The organism is Pseudomonas sp. DD1 (assembly GCF_044510355.1).
Classification (GTDB): Bacteria; Pseudomonadota; Gammaproteobacteria; order Pseudomonadales; family Pseudomonadaceae; genus Aquipseudomonas; species Aquipseudomonas shahriarae.
Genome location: NZ_MSAJ01000022.1, coordinates 11,665 through 27,215, shown reverse-complemented (window position 1 = coordinate 27,215; position 15,551 = coordinate 11,665). Strand labels below are relative to the sequence as shown.

Sequence of the window (15,551 nt, the reverse complement as noted above, 5' to 3'; positions counted from 1 at the left end):
CGGGCGAGGTCATGCATCATTTGCGAACAAATGGGTTGAGAGTGGCGGGATGCCACTAACCGTTATAACGAGGTTTTCGAGCGTCGACAACAGTCCGCCAACCAACGGGATGCTGCCAGGGAAGGTTCATCAGAACCCAGGGTATTCCCCTGTAGGAGCCAGCTTAAATTGTGGCAAGGCGCGCGCTTGTTGTGGCGAGAAGCCCCCTCGCCACAGCACAAGCCGGGCGTTTACAAGGTCAGGGTCAGGCGTTTTACCAACGCGCCCGGCAGCAGGTTGGACGAGGTGTTGCGTTCGCCATAGGTGCTGGCCGACAGCAGTAACTCGCGCTCGGCGGTCAGCGCTTCCAACTGCGACCCCAGCAGGTGGTAGACGCTATCGTCAAAGCGCATGGTGCTGACCGGTGCCTTGATCTCGCCGTCTTCGACCCAAAACGTGGCGAAGCGGGTCATGCCCGTCAGGCGCGCCGCCGGCTGGTCGGAGTAGTTCAGGTACCACAGGTTGCTGATGTACAGGCCGGTGCCCAGTTGCTTGAGGATATCGGCCTGGGCCAGGCTGCCGGCGGCCATCTGCAAGGCGCTGGGGGACTCATCGCCGCTGGCGCCGTTGGTGCTCAAGCCGTATTCGGCGGCGCTGCGCGAGTTGACCAGTTGCCCTTGCGCCTGGCCATTGGCGATCAAGGTCACGTCGTTGCGCGGGTAACCGTCCCGGGAAAACGCCGGGCTCAGGGAACCGGTGATCTGTTCGCCCATGCCCACCAGCGGGCTCAGGGCCTGGTCGCCGGCATACAGGCGCTGCAACGGGCTGCCCTTGCTGGCGATGGCCTGCGCAGAAAAACCACCCCAGGCGAGCATGCCGATGATTTCCTCCATGGCCGCCGGTGCCAGGTAGGCGCGGTATTGGCCGGGCGCCAGGGTGTGCAAGGGCCGGCCAAGAAACTCCAGTTGTTCGCGGGCTTGCTGCAAGCGCTGGGCAAATGCCGCGCTGTCCCAGGCATCGCCGGCGTAGCTGGCCTTGACCGCTTCGCCATTGGCATGGAACAGGCTGAAATCAAAGTTGAAGCTATTGGCCTGGTGCCAGCCAAAAGCCCCCGACGAGCTGGCGAACCCGCGACTGATCGGCCCGGCGGCATAGATGCCGACCAGGTCGAAACCTTGGGCGCCCTGGCTGATTTCGCCCAGGACTTGATCGAGGTCCGGCAGCGCCTGGGCCTGCTCGCTGCTGTTTTGCCAGGCCGTGTGATTGAGCAGCAGGTAAGGATCTTTGGGCAGCAAGGGCAAGGTGTCGCGCAATTGCTGCAGGCCCTCGGCCAGGCGCTGGCGGTCCACCTCGGGGGTGCCGGCCAGGGTGATGGCCAGGTCGGCGTGCCGGCCATCGTTGATCAGCTTGAGGTTGACGCTGGCCTGCTGTACCTGGCCGGCCTGGCGCACCTTGGCGTGGTTGAAACGCACGAATTCGGACGACTCCGCCGCGTAGCCCAGATGAAACTGTTCCCCATCGGCGATGGCTTGCTTGAGCCATTCCACCAGGTCCTTGAAAGCCTTCATCAGGCGTCTCCCCCAAACACATCCACATCGCTGAAGACACACGCCGGCGATGCATGGCCGACGCGGATCACTTGGTTCGGCTCGCCCTTGCCGCAGTTGGGCGTGCCCAGCACCTTGAAGGTGCTGGCATCGCCCACGGCACTGAGCTTGCGCCAGAACTGCGCGGAAATCGCCCGGTAGTTGGGGTTCTTCACCACGCCCTTGAGTTCGCCGTTCTCGATCAACTGGCCCCACTCGCAGCCGAACTGGAACTTGTTGCGCGCATCGTCGATCGACCAGGAACGGTTGGTCGACATCAGGATGCCGTGCTCGATGCCGCCGATCAGTTGCGCCAGGCTCTGGTCGCCAGCCTCGATATTGAGGTTGGCCATGCGGTCGATGGGCGCGCGGTTCCAACTGCTGGCGCGGCTGTTGGCTACGCCGCCCATGCCCGAGCGGTACTGCGACAGCGCCCCGCCCAGGGGCTTGAGCAGCAGGCCGTTACGGATCAGGAACTGCTTGTTGGCGGGCGTGCCGTCGTCGTCATGGGCGTAGCTGGCCAGTTGCTCGGGAATGTCCGGGTCAAAGGTCACGTTGAGCAGGTTGGAGCCGTATTGCAGGTGCCCGAAGTCGCTGGCCTTGACGAAGCTGGTGCCGGCGTAATTGCGCTCGTCACCGAGAATGCGGTCCAGCTCCAGCGGGTGGCCGATGGATTCGTGGATCTGCAGGATCATCTGGTCGGGCATCAACAGCAGGTTCCGCGGGCCCTGGGGCGTGTTGGGGGCCAGCAGCAGTTGCAGGGCCTCGTCGGCCACCCGTGGCGCGGCGCCTACCAGGCCGAAGCGGCTGATCACATCAAAGCCGCCCTGCTGGCCAAAGTTGCTGCCGCCCAGGGTGCGGGTCTGGCTGTCGTTGCCGTGGTAGGCGGTCACATTGACGCCGGGGAACACAAAACGCTGGGCCTGTCGCAGTTGCGCGCCGGCGCTGTTGAGGTAGATCTGTTCAACGTGGGTGGTGCCCAGGCTGACTTCCCAGTTTACCAGGCGCTCGTCCCTGGGCACGGCCGCTGACTCTGCGCCGAGCAGTTGGTAGCAGTCGCTCAGGGACGGGAAGGCTTGGTCGAGCTCTGGCGACAGGTAGTCGGCGATGTCGCTGGACACCGGCTGGTCGCGCAGGTCGAGCAGGGCGTGGGGCTTGATACGCCGGGCCTGTTGTTCGGCACGCTCGAGGGCCGCTTGCAGGCCGGCCAGGGAAATATCGTGGGTGGCCGCGTAGGCTTCGACACCGTTGAGGCGCACGGTGAGCATGGCGCCTTCGTCGCGGCCCAGGTGCGGCGGTTCGGCGACATTCTTGCGCACCGACAGGTACTGGCCGGACTCGCGCACGTAGCGCAGGGAGAAGAATTCGGCGCGGGTGCGCAGGGCGGCGAAATGTTGTTTGAGTTGCGGGTGTTTGTCGAACATGGGGCCTTCCTTGTGGGCGGTGATGGCTTTGAGGGCCCCATCGCAGGCAAGCCAGCTCCCACCTTTTGAATGTGCTCACAAATCAAAATGTGTGAGCTGGCTTGCCTGCGATGCTTTTGCCTTGGCTTTAGACCGGGCAACCCTTGGCGCGCAGGATGGCGTCAAAGCGGTCAGGGTCCAGGGTGCCGGCTTCGATGGCAGCCAGTGTGGCTTTCTCGCGGGCCAGCAGGTCATGGCAGCGCACCAGCAATTCCGGCAGTTCGCTGCGCGAGGCGGCGACCACGCCGTCGCCATCGCCGATCATCAGGTCGCCAGGGGCTACCAGCATGCCAGCGCAGGAGATCGGCACGTTGATCTCGCCGCCGCCGTCAGTGCTCGGGCCACGGTGTACGCCGCCGATGGCGTAGGCCGGCAGTTCGCCGGTCTGCCATTCGTCGAGGTCGCGCAGGGCGCCGTTGATCACCACACCGACAATGCCAGCCTTCAGGGCCATGGCGCGCATGATGCCGCCGAACACCGCGCGGGTCAGGTCGGCGCTGCCGTCGATCACCAGCACATCGCCCGGGCGGGCCATCTGCATGGCTTTGAGAATCATCAGGTTGTCACCGGGGCGCACCCGCACAGTGAGGGCGCTGCCGAGCATTGGTGCATTGCCGTGGAAGGCTTTCAGGCCCAGGCCACCGACGTTACGGCCCAGGCAGTCGCTGACGGCCGCCGCCGGGATCTTGCTGAATTCCTTCAGCCATTTCGGGTCCAGCGGTTCAACGTTTGGATTGATCAGGAAGCCGGTAGGCCATTTGCTCGAAGAAACGACATCAAACATGAGAAAGCCTCGTGGCCAGGCAGAAGCCGGCGTGTCGGTAGGAAGGTGAAACGTTTGCGCGAGGGACTAGATTAGGCCGGCGCGGGGGGTGGGATCAAGGGCGGGGCAGTGTAGGAAGAGTCTGGGAAGATGGGTGTTGGCTGGTCGGGTCTCATCGGGAGCAAGCCCCCTCCCACATTTTGATGTGTGAATACGTTCAAATGTGGGAGCGGGCTTGCCTGCGATAAGAGCGCCGCGGTGTAGCGGTTACTGCGCGGTCGGACCCACTTCACGCAACGGCTTGCCACGCACCGGCGCATCGCCGGCCACGTAGTAGTCCGCGGTGCTGCGCGGCAACTGGCGGCCACGCATCTTGTCGGCGATTTTTTCGGCGATCATGATGGTTGGCGCGTTCAGGTTGCCGGTGGTGATGATCGGCATGATCGAAGCATCGACCACCCGCAGGCCCTGCATGCCATGCACGCGGCCTTCGCCATCGACCACAGCCATTTCGTCGGTGCCCATCTTGCACGAGCAGGACGGGTGGAACGCGGTTTCGGCGTGCTCGCGGATGAACTTGTCCAGTTGCTCGTCGGTTTGCACGTCGATGCCCGGGCTGATTTCACGGCCACGGAACGCGTCCAGTGCCGGCTGCTGCATGATTTCACGGGTCAGGCGGATGCCATCGCGGAACTCCTGCCAGTCCTGCTCGGTGGCCATGTAGTTGAAGAGGATGCTCGGGTAGTCCCGTGGGTTCTTCGACTTCACTTGCACACGGCCACGGCTCGGCGAACGCATGGAGCCCATGTGCGCCTGGAAACCGTGCTCTTTCACACCGTTGCTGCCGTTGTAGTTAATCGCGACCGGCAGGAAGTGGTACTGGATGTTCGGCCACTCGAATTCTTCACGGGTGCGGATAAAACCGCCCGCTTCGAACTGGTTGCTGGCGCCGATGCCGGTGCCGTTGAACAGCCATTCGGCACCAATGGCTGGCTGGTTGTACCAGAGCAGCGACGGGTACAGCGAGACCGGCTGGGTGCAGGCGTATTGCAGGTAAAGCTCCAGGTGATCCTGCAGGTTTTCACCGACGCCTGGCAGGTCGTGGACCACCGGGATGTCGAGGCTTTCCAGGAGTTTGGCCGGGCCTACACCGGAACGTTGCAGCAATTGCGGCGAGGCGATGGCGCCGCTGCACACCAGCACTTCCTTGCGCGCGCGGGCTTCAACACGCTCTTCGGCGGCACCGATCAGGTAACGCACGCCGACCGCACGCTTGCCTTCGAACAACACTTTGTCGGCCAGGGCATGGGTGACGATGGTCAGGGTCGAGCGCTTCTTGGCGGTGTCCAGGTAGCCACGGGCGGTACTGGCGCGACGGCCGTTCGGCGTCACGGTACGGTCCATCGGGCCGAAACCTTCCTGTTGGTAGCCGTTCAAGTCTTCGGTACGCGGGTAACCGGCCTGCACGCCAGCTTCAACCATGGCGTGGAACAGCGGGTTGTTACCGGCTTTAGGCGTGGTCACGCTGACCGGACCTTCGCCACCGTGGTAGTCGTTCGGGCCGATGTCGCGGGTTTCGGCCTTGCGGAAATACGGCAGGCAGTCGAGGTAGCTCCAGTCTTCCAGGCCTGGCAGTTTTGCCCAGTTGTCGTAGTCCATGGCGTTGCCACGGATGTAGCACATGCCGTTGATCAGCGACGAGCCACCCAGGCCCTTGCCGCGACCACATTCCATACGACGGCCGTCCATATGTGGCTCTGGATCGGTTTCGTAGGCCCAGTTGTAGCGGCGGCCTTGCAGCGGGAATGCCAGGGCGGCGGGCATCTGGGTGCGGAAGTCCAGGCGGTAGTCGGGGCCACCGGCTTCCAGCAGCAAAACGGTGACGCCTTCGTCTTCGGTCAGACGGGTCGCCAGGGTGTTACCGGCGGAGCCGGCACCCACAATGATGTAGTCGTATTCTTGGGACATAAATGCACCCTCTTTGGAGTTGGTCAGGTCGGGCCCCATCGCAGGCAAGCCAGCTCCCACAATCAAAATGTGGGAGCCGGGCTCGCCCTCGATAGCGGCCCCGCAGGCAATACAGAACTCGGGTTTAGAACACCGAGGCGTAGTCGCCCAGCTCAACCTGTACCGATTTGATGCGGGTGAAGTTGTTCAGCGAGCTGATGCCGTTCTCACGGCCAACACCCGACTGCTTGTAGCCGCCAACCGGCATCTTCGCGTCGGACTCGCCCCAGGCGTTGATCCAGCAGATACCCGCCTCCAACTGATGAATCACGCGGTGGGCGCGGTTCAGGTCCTTGGTCACCAGACCAGCGGCCAAGCCGAAGTCGGTGTCGTTGGCACGACGGATCACTTCTTCTTCGGTCTCGTAGGTGAGGATGCTCATCACTGGGCCAAAGATTTCTTCACGCACGATGGTCATGTCGTCGGTGCAGTCAGTGAACACGGTCGGTGCCACGAATGCGCCCTTGGCGAAGTCGCCGTCGGTCAGGCGGTCGCCGCCGCACAGCAGGCGTGCGCCTTCTTCCTTGCCCTTGGCGATATAGCCCAGCACGCTTTCCATGTGGGCGAAGCTGACCAGTGGGCCGAAGTTGGTGTTTTCGTCTTCTGGGTTGCCAACGCGGATGCGCGCAACACGCTCAACGATCTTGGCTTCAAAGGCGGCTTGCAGGTGCTTTGGAATGAACACACGGGTACCGTTGGTGCAGACCTGGCCGGAGCTGTAGAAGTTGGCCATCATCGCGGTGTCGGCGGCGCGATCCAGGTCGGCGTCGTCGAAAATGATCAGCGGGGATTTGCCGCCCAGTTCCATGGTGACGTCTTTGAGCGAGGAGCTCGAAGCGCTGGCCATGACCTTCTTGCCGGTGTCGGTACCGCCGGTGAAGGAGATTTTCTCGATGCGTGGGTGCTCGGTCAGCCAGGTGCCGACTTCACGGCCGCTACCGGTCAGAACGTTGAACACGCCATCCGGCACGCCAGCTTCGGTGTAGATTTCGGCCAGCTTCAGGGTGGTCAGCGAGGTGACTTCGCTTGGCTTGAAGATCATCGCGTTGCCGGCAGCCAGGGCTGGGGCGGACTTCCACAGGGCAATCTGGATCGGGTAGTTCCACGCGCCGATACCGGCGACCACGCCCAGCGGCTCGCGGCGGGTGTAGACGAACGAGGTGGTACGCAGCGGGATCTGCTCGCCTTCGATGGCGGGCACCAGGCCTGCGTAGTATTCCAGCACATCGGCGCCGGTGACGATGTCGACGTACTTGGTTTCAGAGAAGGATTTACCGGTGTCCAGGGTTTCCAGGGCCGCCAGTTCATCATTGCGCTCGCGCAGGATTTCCACGGCGCGACGCAGGATGCGCGAACGCTCCATGGCGGTCATGGCGGCCCAGATTTTCTGGCCCTTTTCGGCGCTGACCACCGCACGCTCAACGTCTTCGAATGTGGCGCGTTGCACGTTGGCGAGAACTTCACCGTTAGCCGGGTTGATGGCTTCGAAGGTGGCATCGCTGCCAGCGCCGCTGTAGCCGCCGTCAATGTAGAGTTTTTGCAGTTCGAAACGGGCCATAAAGTCCTCGCAAGTGCATAAGTGGTTGGCGTTAACCACCAAAAGGTGCAGCCATAAGGTTCTGGCAACACCGTTCAGTAGCCGTTCAGGGGTTGAGCGTTTATGTGTGCTCTAACTCACCTGCTTGGCCAATTGGAAATCCATGTATTCGTAAGCGATCCGTTGCGCCTGCTCCGTGTCGAAAGCGTCTCCCGACAGGGCGCCGCGCAACCACAAACCGTCGATCAAGGCCGCCAGGCCTCGGGCTGCGCTGCGTGCATCTTCCAGCGGCAGCACACGGCGGAACTGGCAGCACAGGTTGGAATACAGGCGGTGATCGTTGATCCGCTGCAACCTGTGCAAAGACGGGTGGTGCATGCTGGTGGCCCAGAAGGCCAGCCAGGTTTTCATTGCCGGGCCGTTGACCTGGCTGGCGTCGAAGTTGCCGCCGATAATCACTTGAAGGTGCGCCCGCGGGGTGTCTTCCTTCAATGCCTGCCGGCGTTCGTGGACATTCTCGATCAGCACATTCATCAGGTACCGCATCGTTGCGGCGATCAGGCCGTTCTTGTCCTGAAAGTAGTGACTGATGATGCCGTTCGAGACGCCGGCCAAACGGGCGATCAGCGCAATGCTGGCATCCCCCATCCCGACCTGATCTATGGCCGTCAATGTGGCTTCGATCAACTGCTGGCGGCGTATGGGTTGCATACCGACCTTGGGCATGTAGCACCTCTCCTTAGGCCTGCCAACGGGCGTAAACGTTCGTCGGCGTGAAGGCCAGTCTATTTTGTTTTGATTGAACGTTCAATCAACAAAGAATAAGATCTGCGACAAATGGTCGCTGCCTACAGGTATTTCCTACGTGTCGGCAGACGCATCTGACATCCGTAAAAACCCTTGAAACAGCCCATGACAGCGCGTTGCTGGGGTCTGGGGTTTTTCGGGATGTCTTTATAACACCCGTCCGTCGACTGCCGAAAAATCGATGGCGTGGGTCAAGCGCTGCCTTGTGTCCTCTCTCGCACTGCCCGGAGCCTCTGTGCCATGAGTTCTGCCTCTCTAATAAAGACCCCACCGGAAAAAGTGCGGGTCAACGGTTGGGTGTTCTACACCTCTACCGCGTTGATCCTGTTGTTGACCGCCGTTCTGATCATCGCCCCGCAAGAGGCCGGCAGAATGCTGGGAGTCGCCCAGACCTGGCTCTCGAAAAGCTTTGGCTGGTATTACATGGTGGTCATCGCCGCCTACCTGGTATTTGTGGTGGGTCTGGCGTTTTCGTCCTACGGCAAACTGAAGCTGGGCAGCAAGGCTGATACCCCGGACTTCAGTTACGGCGCCTGGGCCGGCATGTTGTTCTCCTCGGGCATCGGCATTTCGTTGCTGTACTTCGGCGCGTCCGAGCCGTTGGACCATTACTTCAACCCGCCCGAAGGCGCCGCCGCCACCCATATGGCTGCGCGCCAGGCGTTGCAGCTGACCTTCCTGCACTGGGGCCTGCATGGCTGGGCGATCTACGCGCTGGTCGGCCTGGCCGTGGCGTACTTCGCCTACCGCCATAACCAGCCGCTGGCCCTGCGTTCGGCGCTGTACCCATTGATGGGCGAGCGTTGGGTCAAAGGCGCGGCGGGTCACGCGGTGGACGGCTTCGGCATGTTCGTGACCCTGCTGGGTCTGGTGACAAACCTGGGGATTGGTTCGATGCAAGTGTCGTCCGGGTTGGAAAACCTGTTCGGCATGGAGCACAGCAACACCAACCTGCTGATCGTGATCATCGTGATGAGCACCGTGGCGACCATCGCCGCCGTGTCGGGCGTGGAGAACGGCATTCGTCGCTTGTCCAACCTGAACATCGTGCTGTTCAGCGGCCTGCTGATTTTTGTGCTGCTGTTTGGCCCGACCCTGCACCTGCTCAACGGCTTTGTGCAGAACATCGGCGACTACATGAACGGTCTGGTGCTGAAAACCTTCGACCTCTACGTGTACGAAGGCGATGGTGAGAAGTCCGAGCGCTGGATGGGCCTGTGGACCCTGTTCTACTGGGCCTGGTGGATTTCCTGGGCACCGTTCGTGGGCATGTTCATCGCGCGTATTTCCCGTGGCCGTACGGTGCGCGAACTGGTGGCGGGCGTGCTGCTGATCCCGCTGGGCTTTACCCTGGCGTGGCTGTCGATCTTCGGCAACTCGGCCCTGGACCTGGTGCTCAACCATGGCGCCGTGGAGCTGGGCAAGACCGCGTTGGAGCAACCCTCCATGGCGATCTACCAGTTGCTGGAGTACTACCCGGCGTCGAAAGTGGTGATCGGCGTGTCGATCTTTGTGGGTTTTGTGCTGTTCCTGACGCCGGCGGATTCCGGCGCGGTGATGATGGCCAACCTGTCGTGCAAAGGTGGCAACGTGGATGAGGATGCGCCGCACTGGCTGCGGATCTTCTGGTCGGCGGTGATCACCCTGGTGACCATCGGCTTGCTGTTTGCTGGCAACTTTGAAGCCATGCAGACCATGGTGGTGCTGGCGGGCTTGCCGTTCTCGGTGGTGCTGATCTTCTTTATGTTCGGTTTGCACAAAGCCATGCGCCAGGACGTGGCCATCGAACAGGAGCAGGCGCAATTGGCCGAACGCGGCCGTCGTGGTTTCAGCGAGCGCCTGACTGCCCAGGACCTGCAGCCGAGCCAGGCCGTGGTGCAGCGCTTTATGGACAAGAAGGTCACCCCGGCGCTGGAAGAAGCCGCTGTGGCCCTGCGCGCCCAAGGGCTGGATGTGCAGACGCTGCTGGGTAAATCCAAGCGCTGCATTGGCGTGCGGATCGAGATGGAAGGCAACCCGTTTGTCTACGAGGTGAGCCTGGACGGCTACCTGGCGGCGCCGAGTGAGTCGATCGAGGCCGACGAGGAGCGTGCGCGCTACTACCGCGCCGAGGTTTACCTGCACAACGGCGGCCAGGAGTACGACCTGATGGGCTTCACCCAGGAGCAGATCACCCGGGATGTGCTCGATCAGTTTGAAAGCCATCGGCAGCTCCTTGGCCGTGTCTATAGCTGATGGTTGAAGGCGGGTGGTGTCGTCACTGACACCATCTGGTCAAAATGTGGGAGCGGGCTTGCTCGCGATTGCGGTGTATCAGTACCAGATTCATTGACTGATACATTGCAATTGCGAGCAAGCCCGCTCCCACATTTGTTTTGTGTTGCCTTTTAGCCCAGGTTCTTGCCCAGCAGGGCGTGGTACAGCTCGCTGTCCCCCAGAATCCCCACCACTTTGTTGTTGTCGTGCAGCACCAGCTTGTTGCCGGTCTGGTAGCGAATCTGCAAGGCATCGCGCATGCCGATATTCGAATCCACCAAGGTCGGTAGCCGCCCCAGGCCTTCCACGGCTTGCCCCGGCGCCCAGTTCTGCAGGTTCATTGCCACGCCATTTTGCCGTGCGCCCTGGATGGTGTTGCCTTCGGCCAGGTCCAGCCACGAATCGCCGCCCGGATCCAGGCATACCGAGCCGTTGACCCGCTTGCAGTTGTCCAGGGTGCGCATCAGGCTGCGGCCGCACAACACGTTCAGCGGGTTGGTATGGGCGACGAAGGTGCGCACATAGTCGTCCGCCGGGTTCAGCACAATTTCTTCCGGCACGCTGTACTGGATGATCTTGCCGTCTTTCATGATCGCGATCCGGCTACCCAGTTTCAGCGCCTCATCCAGGTCGTGGCTGACGAACACGATGGTCTTGCTCAGTTTGCGTTGCAGCTCCAGCAACTCATCCTGCAGGCCTTGGCGGATCAGCGGGTCGAGGGCCGAGAAGGGTTCGTCCATCAGCAGGATATCGGCGTCCATCGCCAGGGCGCGGGCCAGGCCGACGCGCTGTTGCATGCCGCCCGAGAGTTCGTCGGGCTTCTTGTTGCGCCATTGGGTCAGGCCCACCAGCTCAAGCTTCTCGTCCACCAGCTTGCGCCGTTCCTTTTCGGGGCGGCCCTGCATTTCCAGGCCAAAGCTGATGTTTTCACGCACCGTCAGCCAGGGCATCAGGGCGAACTTCTGGAACACCATGGCAATGCGCTTGGTGCGCATCATTTTCAGCTCTGCCGGGGTGCATGAGGCGATGTCGATCTGGCGTCCTTCATGCTCGACAAACAACTGGCCACGGCTCACGGTGTTAAGGCCGTTGATACAGCGCAACAGGCTGGATTTGCCGGAGCCGGAGAGGCCCATCAGCACGCAGATCTCGCCTTTCTCGATATCCAGGCTGGCCTTTTCCACGCCGACGATCTGCCCGGTCTTCTTCAGGATTTCATTGCGGTGCATTCCCTCGTCCAGCAGCTTGAGGGCTTCGCGTGGGTCTTTGGAAAAAATCACATCGACATTGTCGAATCGGATAATGCTCATGCATCACCCCCTACTTTGGCGTCGGGTTGTTTGCAGATGCGGTCGAGCATGATGGCCAGCAGCACAATCGCCAGGCCGGCTTCAAAGCCCAGGGCAATGTCGGCGGTGTTCAGCGCGTTGACCACGGGTTTGCCGAGGCCGTCGGCGCCCACCAGGGCCGCGATCACCACCATCGACAACGACAGCATGATGCATTGGGTAATACCGGCAGCGATGCTCGGCATGGCGTGGGGCAGTTCGATGCGCGAGAGCAACTGGCGGCGCGAGCAGCCAAAGGCCTTGCCGGCATCCATCAACTCTTGCGGTACATCGCGGATGCCCAGGTAGGTCAGGCGGATCGGCGCGGCAATCGCGAACACCACCGTGGAGATCAGGCCAGGCACCACACCCAGCCCGAAGAGGGTCAGGGTCGGGATAAGGTAAACAAAGGTCGGCACGGTCTGCATCAAGTCGAGCACCGGGCGCATCACGGTGTAGAACATCGGTTTGTGCGCGGCAACAATGCCCAGCGGCACACCGATGACCACGCAGACCAGGGTGGCGAACAGCACCTGGGCCAGGGTCTCCATGGTTTCCTGCCAGTACCCCAGGTTGAGGATCAGCAGGAAGGAGGCAATCACAAATACAGTCAGCCCCCACTTACGTTGAATGTAGTGAGCAAGCAGCGCAATCAGACCGATCAATGCCAGCGGATTGAACCAGGTCAGCGCAAACGTCACGCCGTGGATCATCGTTTCCAGTGTCGATGCGATCGCGTCGAAATAATCGGCGCCGTTCTGCGTCAACCATTCGACGAAGGCAGCGATGTACTGGCCTAGTGGGACTTTCTGTTCAGTCAGCATGGTAGTGAATGTCCACATGCGAAGAGGGAAACATCCTGGGCCGGCGCGCCGGCCCAGGGTCAGCGGTTACTTGTCGAGGTAGGCTTTTACGGCGGCAAGTCCTGGTTTGCCATCAAGGGTGGTGACCCCGGCGAGCCAGGTGTCGAGCACTTGCGGGTTCTTCTTCAGCCAGGCCTTGGCGGCGGCGTCGGGTTTCATTTTGTCGTCGAGGACGTTACCCATCAGGGTGCTTTCCATGTCGAGGGTGAACACCAGGTTTTTCAGGAGCTGGCCGACGTTGCTGCACTCCTGCACGTAGCCCTTGCGGGTGTTGGTGTAGATGGTGGCCTGGCCGTAGTTGGGGCCGAATGAATCGTCACCGCCAGTCAGGTACTTCATCTTGAACCGGGTGTTCATCGGGTGCGGTTCCCAGCCCAGGAATACAATGGCCTGCTCCCGTTTGGTGGCGCGCTCGACTTGCGAGAGCATCCCCGCCTCACTGGACTCGACCACCTTGAAACCTGCGTCTTTCAAGCCGAACTGATTTTTGTCGATCAGGCTCTGGATCGTGCGGTTGCCGTCGTTGCCCGGTTCAATGCCATAGATCTTGCCGCCCAGCTCCTTCTTGAACTTGGCGATATCGGCAAAGTCCTTCAGGCCCTTGTCGTACAGCGCTTGTGGCACTGCCAGGGTGTACTTGGCGTTTTCCAGGTTGGCGCGCACGGTTTCCACGGTGCCGGCATCACGGTACTGCTTGATGTCGTTTTCCATGGTCGGCATCCAGTTGCCGAGGAAGATATCCATGTTCTTGCCATCAGCCAGGGACTTGTAGGTCACGGGCACGGAAATCATCGTGGTCCGGGGCTTGTAGCCCAGGCCCTTGAGGATTTCGCTGGTGGTGGCGGTGGTGACGGTGATATCGGTCCAGCCGACATCGGAGAAGTTGACGGTGCTGCACTGCTCGGGATCAGCAGCATGGGCCGCAAAGGGAAGACTCAGCATGGCGGCCAACAACAACGGGGGGGAACCTTTCATGGGTTTGGACTCCTGGTGTTTTTCCGGCGGTGCGAGACCGCGCTTATAAGTGTTGCAGTTGGGGCGTGCGAGCAACGTGCAGCCTCGGTACCTTGCAAACGAGTCGAGACTGATCATGTACCAGTGAAAATCTGACGCCTACAGGGTGGGTCGCATCCAGTACAGGGATGGTCGTATCCAGTGTCGGTGACGTCGCATACAGGTTTTTCCACAGGCAAAACTGCACTTTTTCTCGATCTGCGCCGCAAAAAACGGCGATTACGCCCCATTGCGAGGGGACGACGCTGGTGAGCATGGGTATGTCGGTGTCAGACGCCGGACGGCGCAACGAAAGCTTGATGATGCCGCCATCTGGGCGACTTGAGCGTAGCAGCTCCGCCACCAGGCGTTACTGCGCCTGGCCTGTGCTATCGAGGAGTTTCGCGCAATGGCTATCAGCGTTTTCGACCTGTTCAAGATTGGCATCGGGCCGTCCAGTTCCCACACCGTCGGTCCCATGCGGGCCGCGGCGTTGTTCGTCCAGGACTTGCGTGAACGTGCTCTTTTGGAACAGGTGCAGCGCGTCGAAGTTCAGCTGTATGGCTCGTTGTCGGCCACCGGCATCGGGCATGGCAGCGACAATGCAGTGATCATGGGGCTGATGGGCGAGTGGCCGGATGCGATTGATCCGTCGCAGATCGGCCCGCGTATCGAGACCCTGCGTGAGACGCAGACGCTGCTGCTGGACAACCGTGTGCCGGTGCCCTTTGTGTGGTCGCGGGACATGCGCCTGATCGACGAAAACCTGCCGTTCCATCCCAATGCCATGACCCTGGTGGTCTACGGCGCCCAGACCGAGTTGCATCGCGATACCTACTATTCGGTGGGGGGCGGTTTTGTGGTGGATGAGGCCCAGGCGCGCAGCGGTGTGGCGGATATGGACCGCACCGAGCTGCCCTATGATTTTTCCAGTGCGGTGGAGTTGTTGCAGTTGTGCAACACCCACAACCTGCGGGTTGCCGACCTGATGCTGGCCAATGAAAAGGTCTGGCGCTCCGAGGAAGAAATCCGCAGCGGCCTGATGAAACTCTGGCGTGCCATGCAGGACTGTGTCGAGCAGGGCCTCAAGCATGAAGGCATCCTGCCCGGCGGCCTGAATGTGCGCCGCCGCGCCGCCAAGTTGCACCGCAGTTTGCAGGAGCTGGGCAAGCCGAATGTGATCGGCTCGACCTTGAGCGCCATGGAGTGGGTCAACCTGTTCGCCCTGGCCGTCAACGAAGAAAACGCCGCCGGTGGGCGCATGGTCACCGCACCCACCAATGGCGCGGCGGGGATCATCCCGGCGGTGCTGCACTACTTTATGAAGTTCAGCGAAGAAGTCACCGAGGCCAATGTGGTGGACTACTTCCTCGGTGCGGCGGCCATCGGCATCCTGTGCAAGAAGAATGCGTCGATCTCCGGCGCCGAAGTGGGTTGCCAGGGTGAAGTCGGTTCGGCCTGCGCCATGGCGGCGGCGGGGTTGGCAGAGATTCTTGGCGCCTCGCCGGAGCAGGTGTGCAACGCCGCCGAAATCGGCCTGGAACACAACCTGGGCCTGACCTGCGACCCGGTGGGCGGCCTGGTGCAAGTGCCGTGTATCGAGCGCAATGCGATTGCCGCGGTCAAGGCGATCAATGCCGCGCAGATGGCCCTGCGGGGCGACGGCCAGCACTTTATTTCCCTGGACCGGGTGATCCGCACCATGCGCGATACCGGCGCGGATATGCATGACAAGTACAAGGAGACCTCGCGGGGCGGGTTGGCGGTGAGTGCTGTCGAGTGTTAAGCGAACGCAATGCTCAAAGCAGTGAAGATCAAATGTGGGAGCGGGCTTGCTCGAAGACGTCGGCCCAGCAAACGTTGATGTTGACTGACCCACTGCTTTCGCGAGCAAGCCCGCTCCCACAGGGGATCTGCGTTTAACTGACTGGCATTGGGGCTTGCCCGCGATGGTGGTGTGTCAAACCCC

The 15,551-nt window shown here is 61.5% G+C and carries 11 protein-coding genes; 2 read left to right on the top strand and 9 right to left on the bottom strand.

All coding sequences use genetic code 11. The features are described from left to right. Window positions 1-230: 230 nt before the first annotated feature. From PSFL_RS13375 to betI, 6 genes are all read right to left on the bottom strand, one after another. Window positions 231-1,547, bottom strand: coding sequence for a TldD/PmbA family protein (locus PSFL_RS13375; protein WP_057440246.1), 1,317 nt, complete (start codon window positions 1,545-1,547; stop codon window positions 231-233). Further along, a complete protein-coding gene (locus PSFL_RS13370; protein WP_057440247.1) occupies window positions 1,547-2,989 on the bottom strand; it encodes a TldD/PmbA family protein in 1,443 nt (480 codons plus the stop codon). Before PSFL_RS13370 ends, PSFL_RS13375 begins: the two co-directional genes overlap by 1 nt. A 127-nt stretch (window positions 2,990-3,116) precedes the next feature. Continuing rightward, window positions 3,117-3,812: an RraA family protein gene (locus tag PSFL_RS13365; protein WP_029297314.1), complete on the bottom strand. Its 696-nt coding sequence runs from the start codon at window positions 3,810-3,812 to the stop codon at window positions 3,117-3,119. Window positions 3,813-4,058: 246 nt separating this feature from the next. Then, window positions 4,059-5,759, bottom strand: a complete 1,701-nt coding sequence (gene betA, locus PSFL_RS13360) for a choline dehydrogenase (RefSeq protein WP_057440344.1) — start codon at window positions 5,757-5,759, stop codon at window positions 4,059-4,061. A gap of 124 nt (window positions 5,760-5,883) precedes the next feature. Then, entirely contained in the window at window positions 5,884-7,356 is a 1,473-nt protein-coding gene (gene betB, locus PSFL_RS13355) for a betaine-aldehyde dehydrogenase (RefSeq protein ID WP_397470164.1), read from the bottom strand. 111 nt (window positions 7,357-7,467) lie between these two features. After that, on the bottom strand, window positions 7,468-8,061 hold the full coding sequence (betI, locus tag PSFL_RS13350) for a transcriptional regulator BetI (protein WP_057440248.1): 594 nt from the start codon (window positions 8,059-8,061) through the stop codon (window positions 7,468-7,470). A 378-nt stretch (window positions 8,062-8,439) separates the two neighbouring features. On the opposite strand from betI, the gene PSFL_RS13345 reads away from it, so the two are divergent. Continuing rightward, on the top strand, window positions 8,440-10,377 hold the full coding sequence (locus tag PSFL_RS13345) for a BCCT family transporter (protein ID WP_232545555.1): 1,938 nt from the start codon (window positions 8,440-8,442) through the stop codon (window positions 10,375-10,377). A gap of 152 nt (window positions 10,378-10,529) precedes the next feature. Here the strand turns inward: PSFL_RS13345 and choV are convergent, their stop codons facing one another. The 3 genes from choV to PSFL_RS13330 form a co-directional block, all read right to left on the bottom strand. Beyond that, window positions 10,530-11,708, bottom strand: coding sequence for a choline ABC transporter ATP-binding protein (choV, locus tag PSFL_RS13340; RefSeq protein WP_029300678.1), 1,179 nt, complete (start codon window positions 11,706-11,708; stop codon window positions 10,530-10,532). Then, window positions 11,705-12,550, bottom strand: a complete 846-nt coding sequence (gene choW, locus PSFL_RS13335; RefSeq protein WP_397470163.1) for a choline ABC transporter permease subunit — start codon at window positions 12,548-12,550, stop codon at window positions 11,705-11,707. Before choW ends, choV begins: the two co-directional genes overlap by 4 nt. 66 nt (window positions 12,551-12,616) lie before the next feature. Next, on the bottom strand, window positions 12,617-13,564 hold the full coding sequence (locus PSFL_RS13330; protein WP_057960844.1) for a choline ABC transporter substrate-binding protein: 948 nt from the start codon (window positions 13,562-13,564) through the stop codon (window positions 12,617-12,619). Between the two features lie 427 nt (window positions 13,565-13,991). On the opposite strand from PSFL_RS13330, the gene PSFL_RS13325 reads away from it, so the two are divergent. Continuing rightward, on the top strand, window positions 13,992-15,368 hold the full coding sequence (locus PSFL_RS13325) for an L-serine ammonia-lyase (protein ID WP_057440252.1): 1,377 nt from the start codon (window positions 13,992-13,994) through the stop codon (window positions 15,366-15,368). Window positions 15,369-15,551: the final 183 nt, after the last annotated feature.

Bases quoted from the DNA above. Each gene is read 5' to 3' on its own strand.
- betB (WP_397470164.1), bottom strand. From the start codon at position 7,356: ATGGCCCGTTTCGAACTGCAAAAACTCTACATTGACGGCGGCTACAGC.
- PSFL_RS13370 (WP_057440247.1), bottom strand. From the start codon at position 2,989: ATGTTCGACAAACACCCGCAACTCAAACAACATTTCGCCGCCCTGCGC.
- PSFL_RS13375 (WP_057440246.1), bottom strand. From the start codon at position 1,547: ATGAAGGCTTTCAAGGACCTGGTGGAATGGCTCAAGCAAGCCATCGCC.
- PSFL_RS13330 (WP_057960844.1), bottom strand. From the start codon at position 13,564: ATGAAAGGTTCCCCCCCGTTGTTGTTGGCCGCCATGCTGAGTCTTCCC.
- betA (WP_057440344.1), bottom strand. From the start codon at position 5,759: ATGTCCCAAGAATACGACTACATCATTGTGGGTGCCGGCTCCGCCGGT.
- betI (WP_057440248.1), bottom strand. From the start codon at position 8,061: ATGCCCAAGGTCGGTATGCAACCCATACGCCGCCAGCAGTTGATCGAA.
- choV (WP_029300678.1), bottom strand. From the start codon at position 11,708: ATGAGCATTATCCGATTCGACAATGTCGATGTGATTTTTTCCAAAGAC.
- PSFL_RS13325 (WP_057440252.1), top strand. From the start codon at position 13,992: ATGGCTATCAGCGTTTTCGACCTGTTCAAGATTGGCATCGGGCCGTCC.
- choW (WP_397470163.1), bottom strand. From the start codon at position 12,550: ATGCTGACTGAACAGAAAGTCCCACTAGGCCAGTACATCGCTGCCTTC.
- PSFL_RS13365 (WP_029297314.1), bottom strand. From the start codon at position 3,812: ATGTTTGATGTCGTTTCTTCGAGCAAATGGCCTACCGGCTTCCTGATC.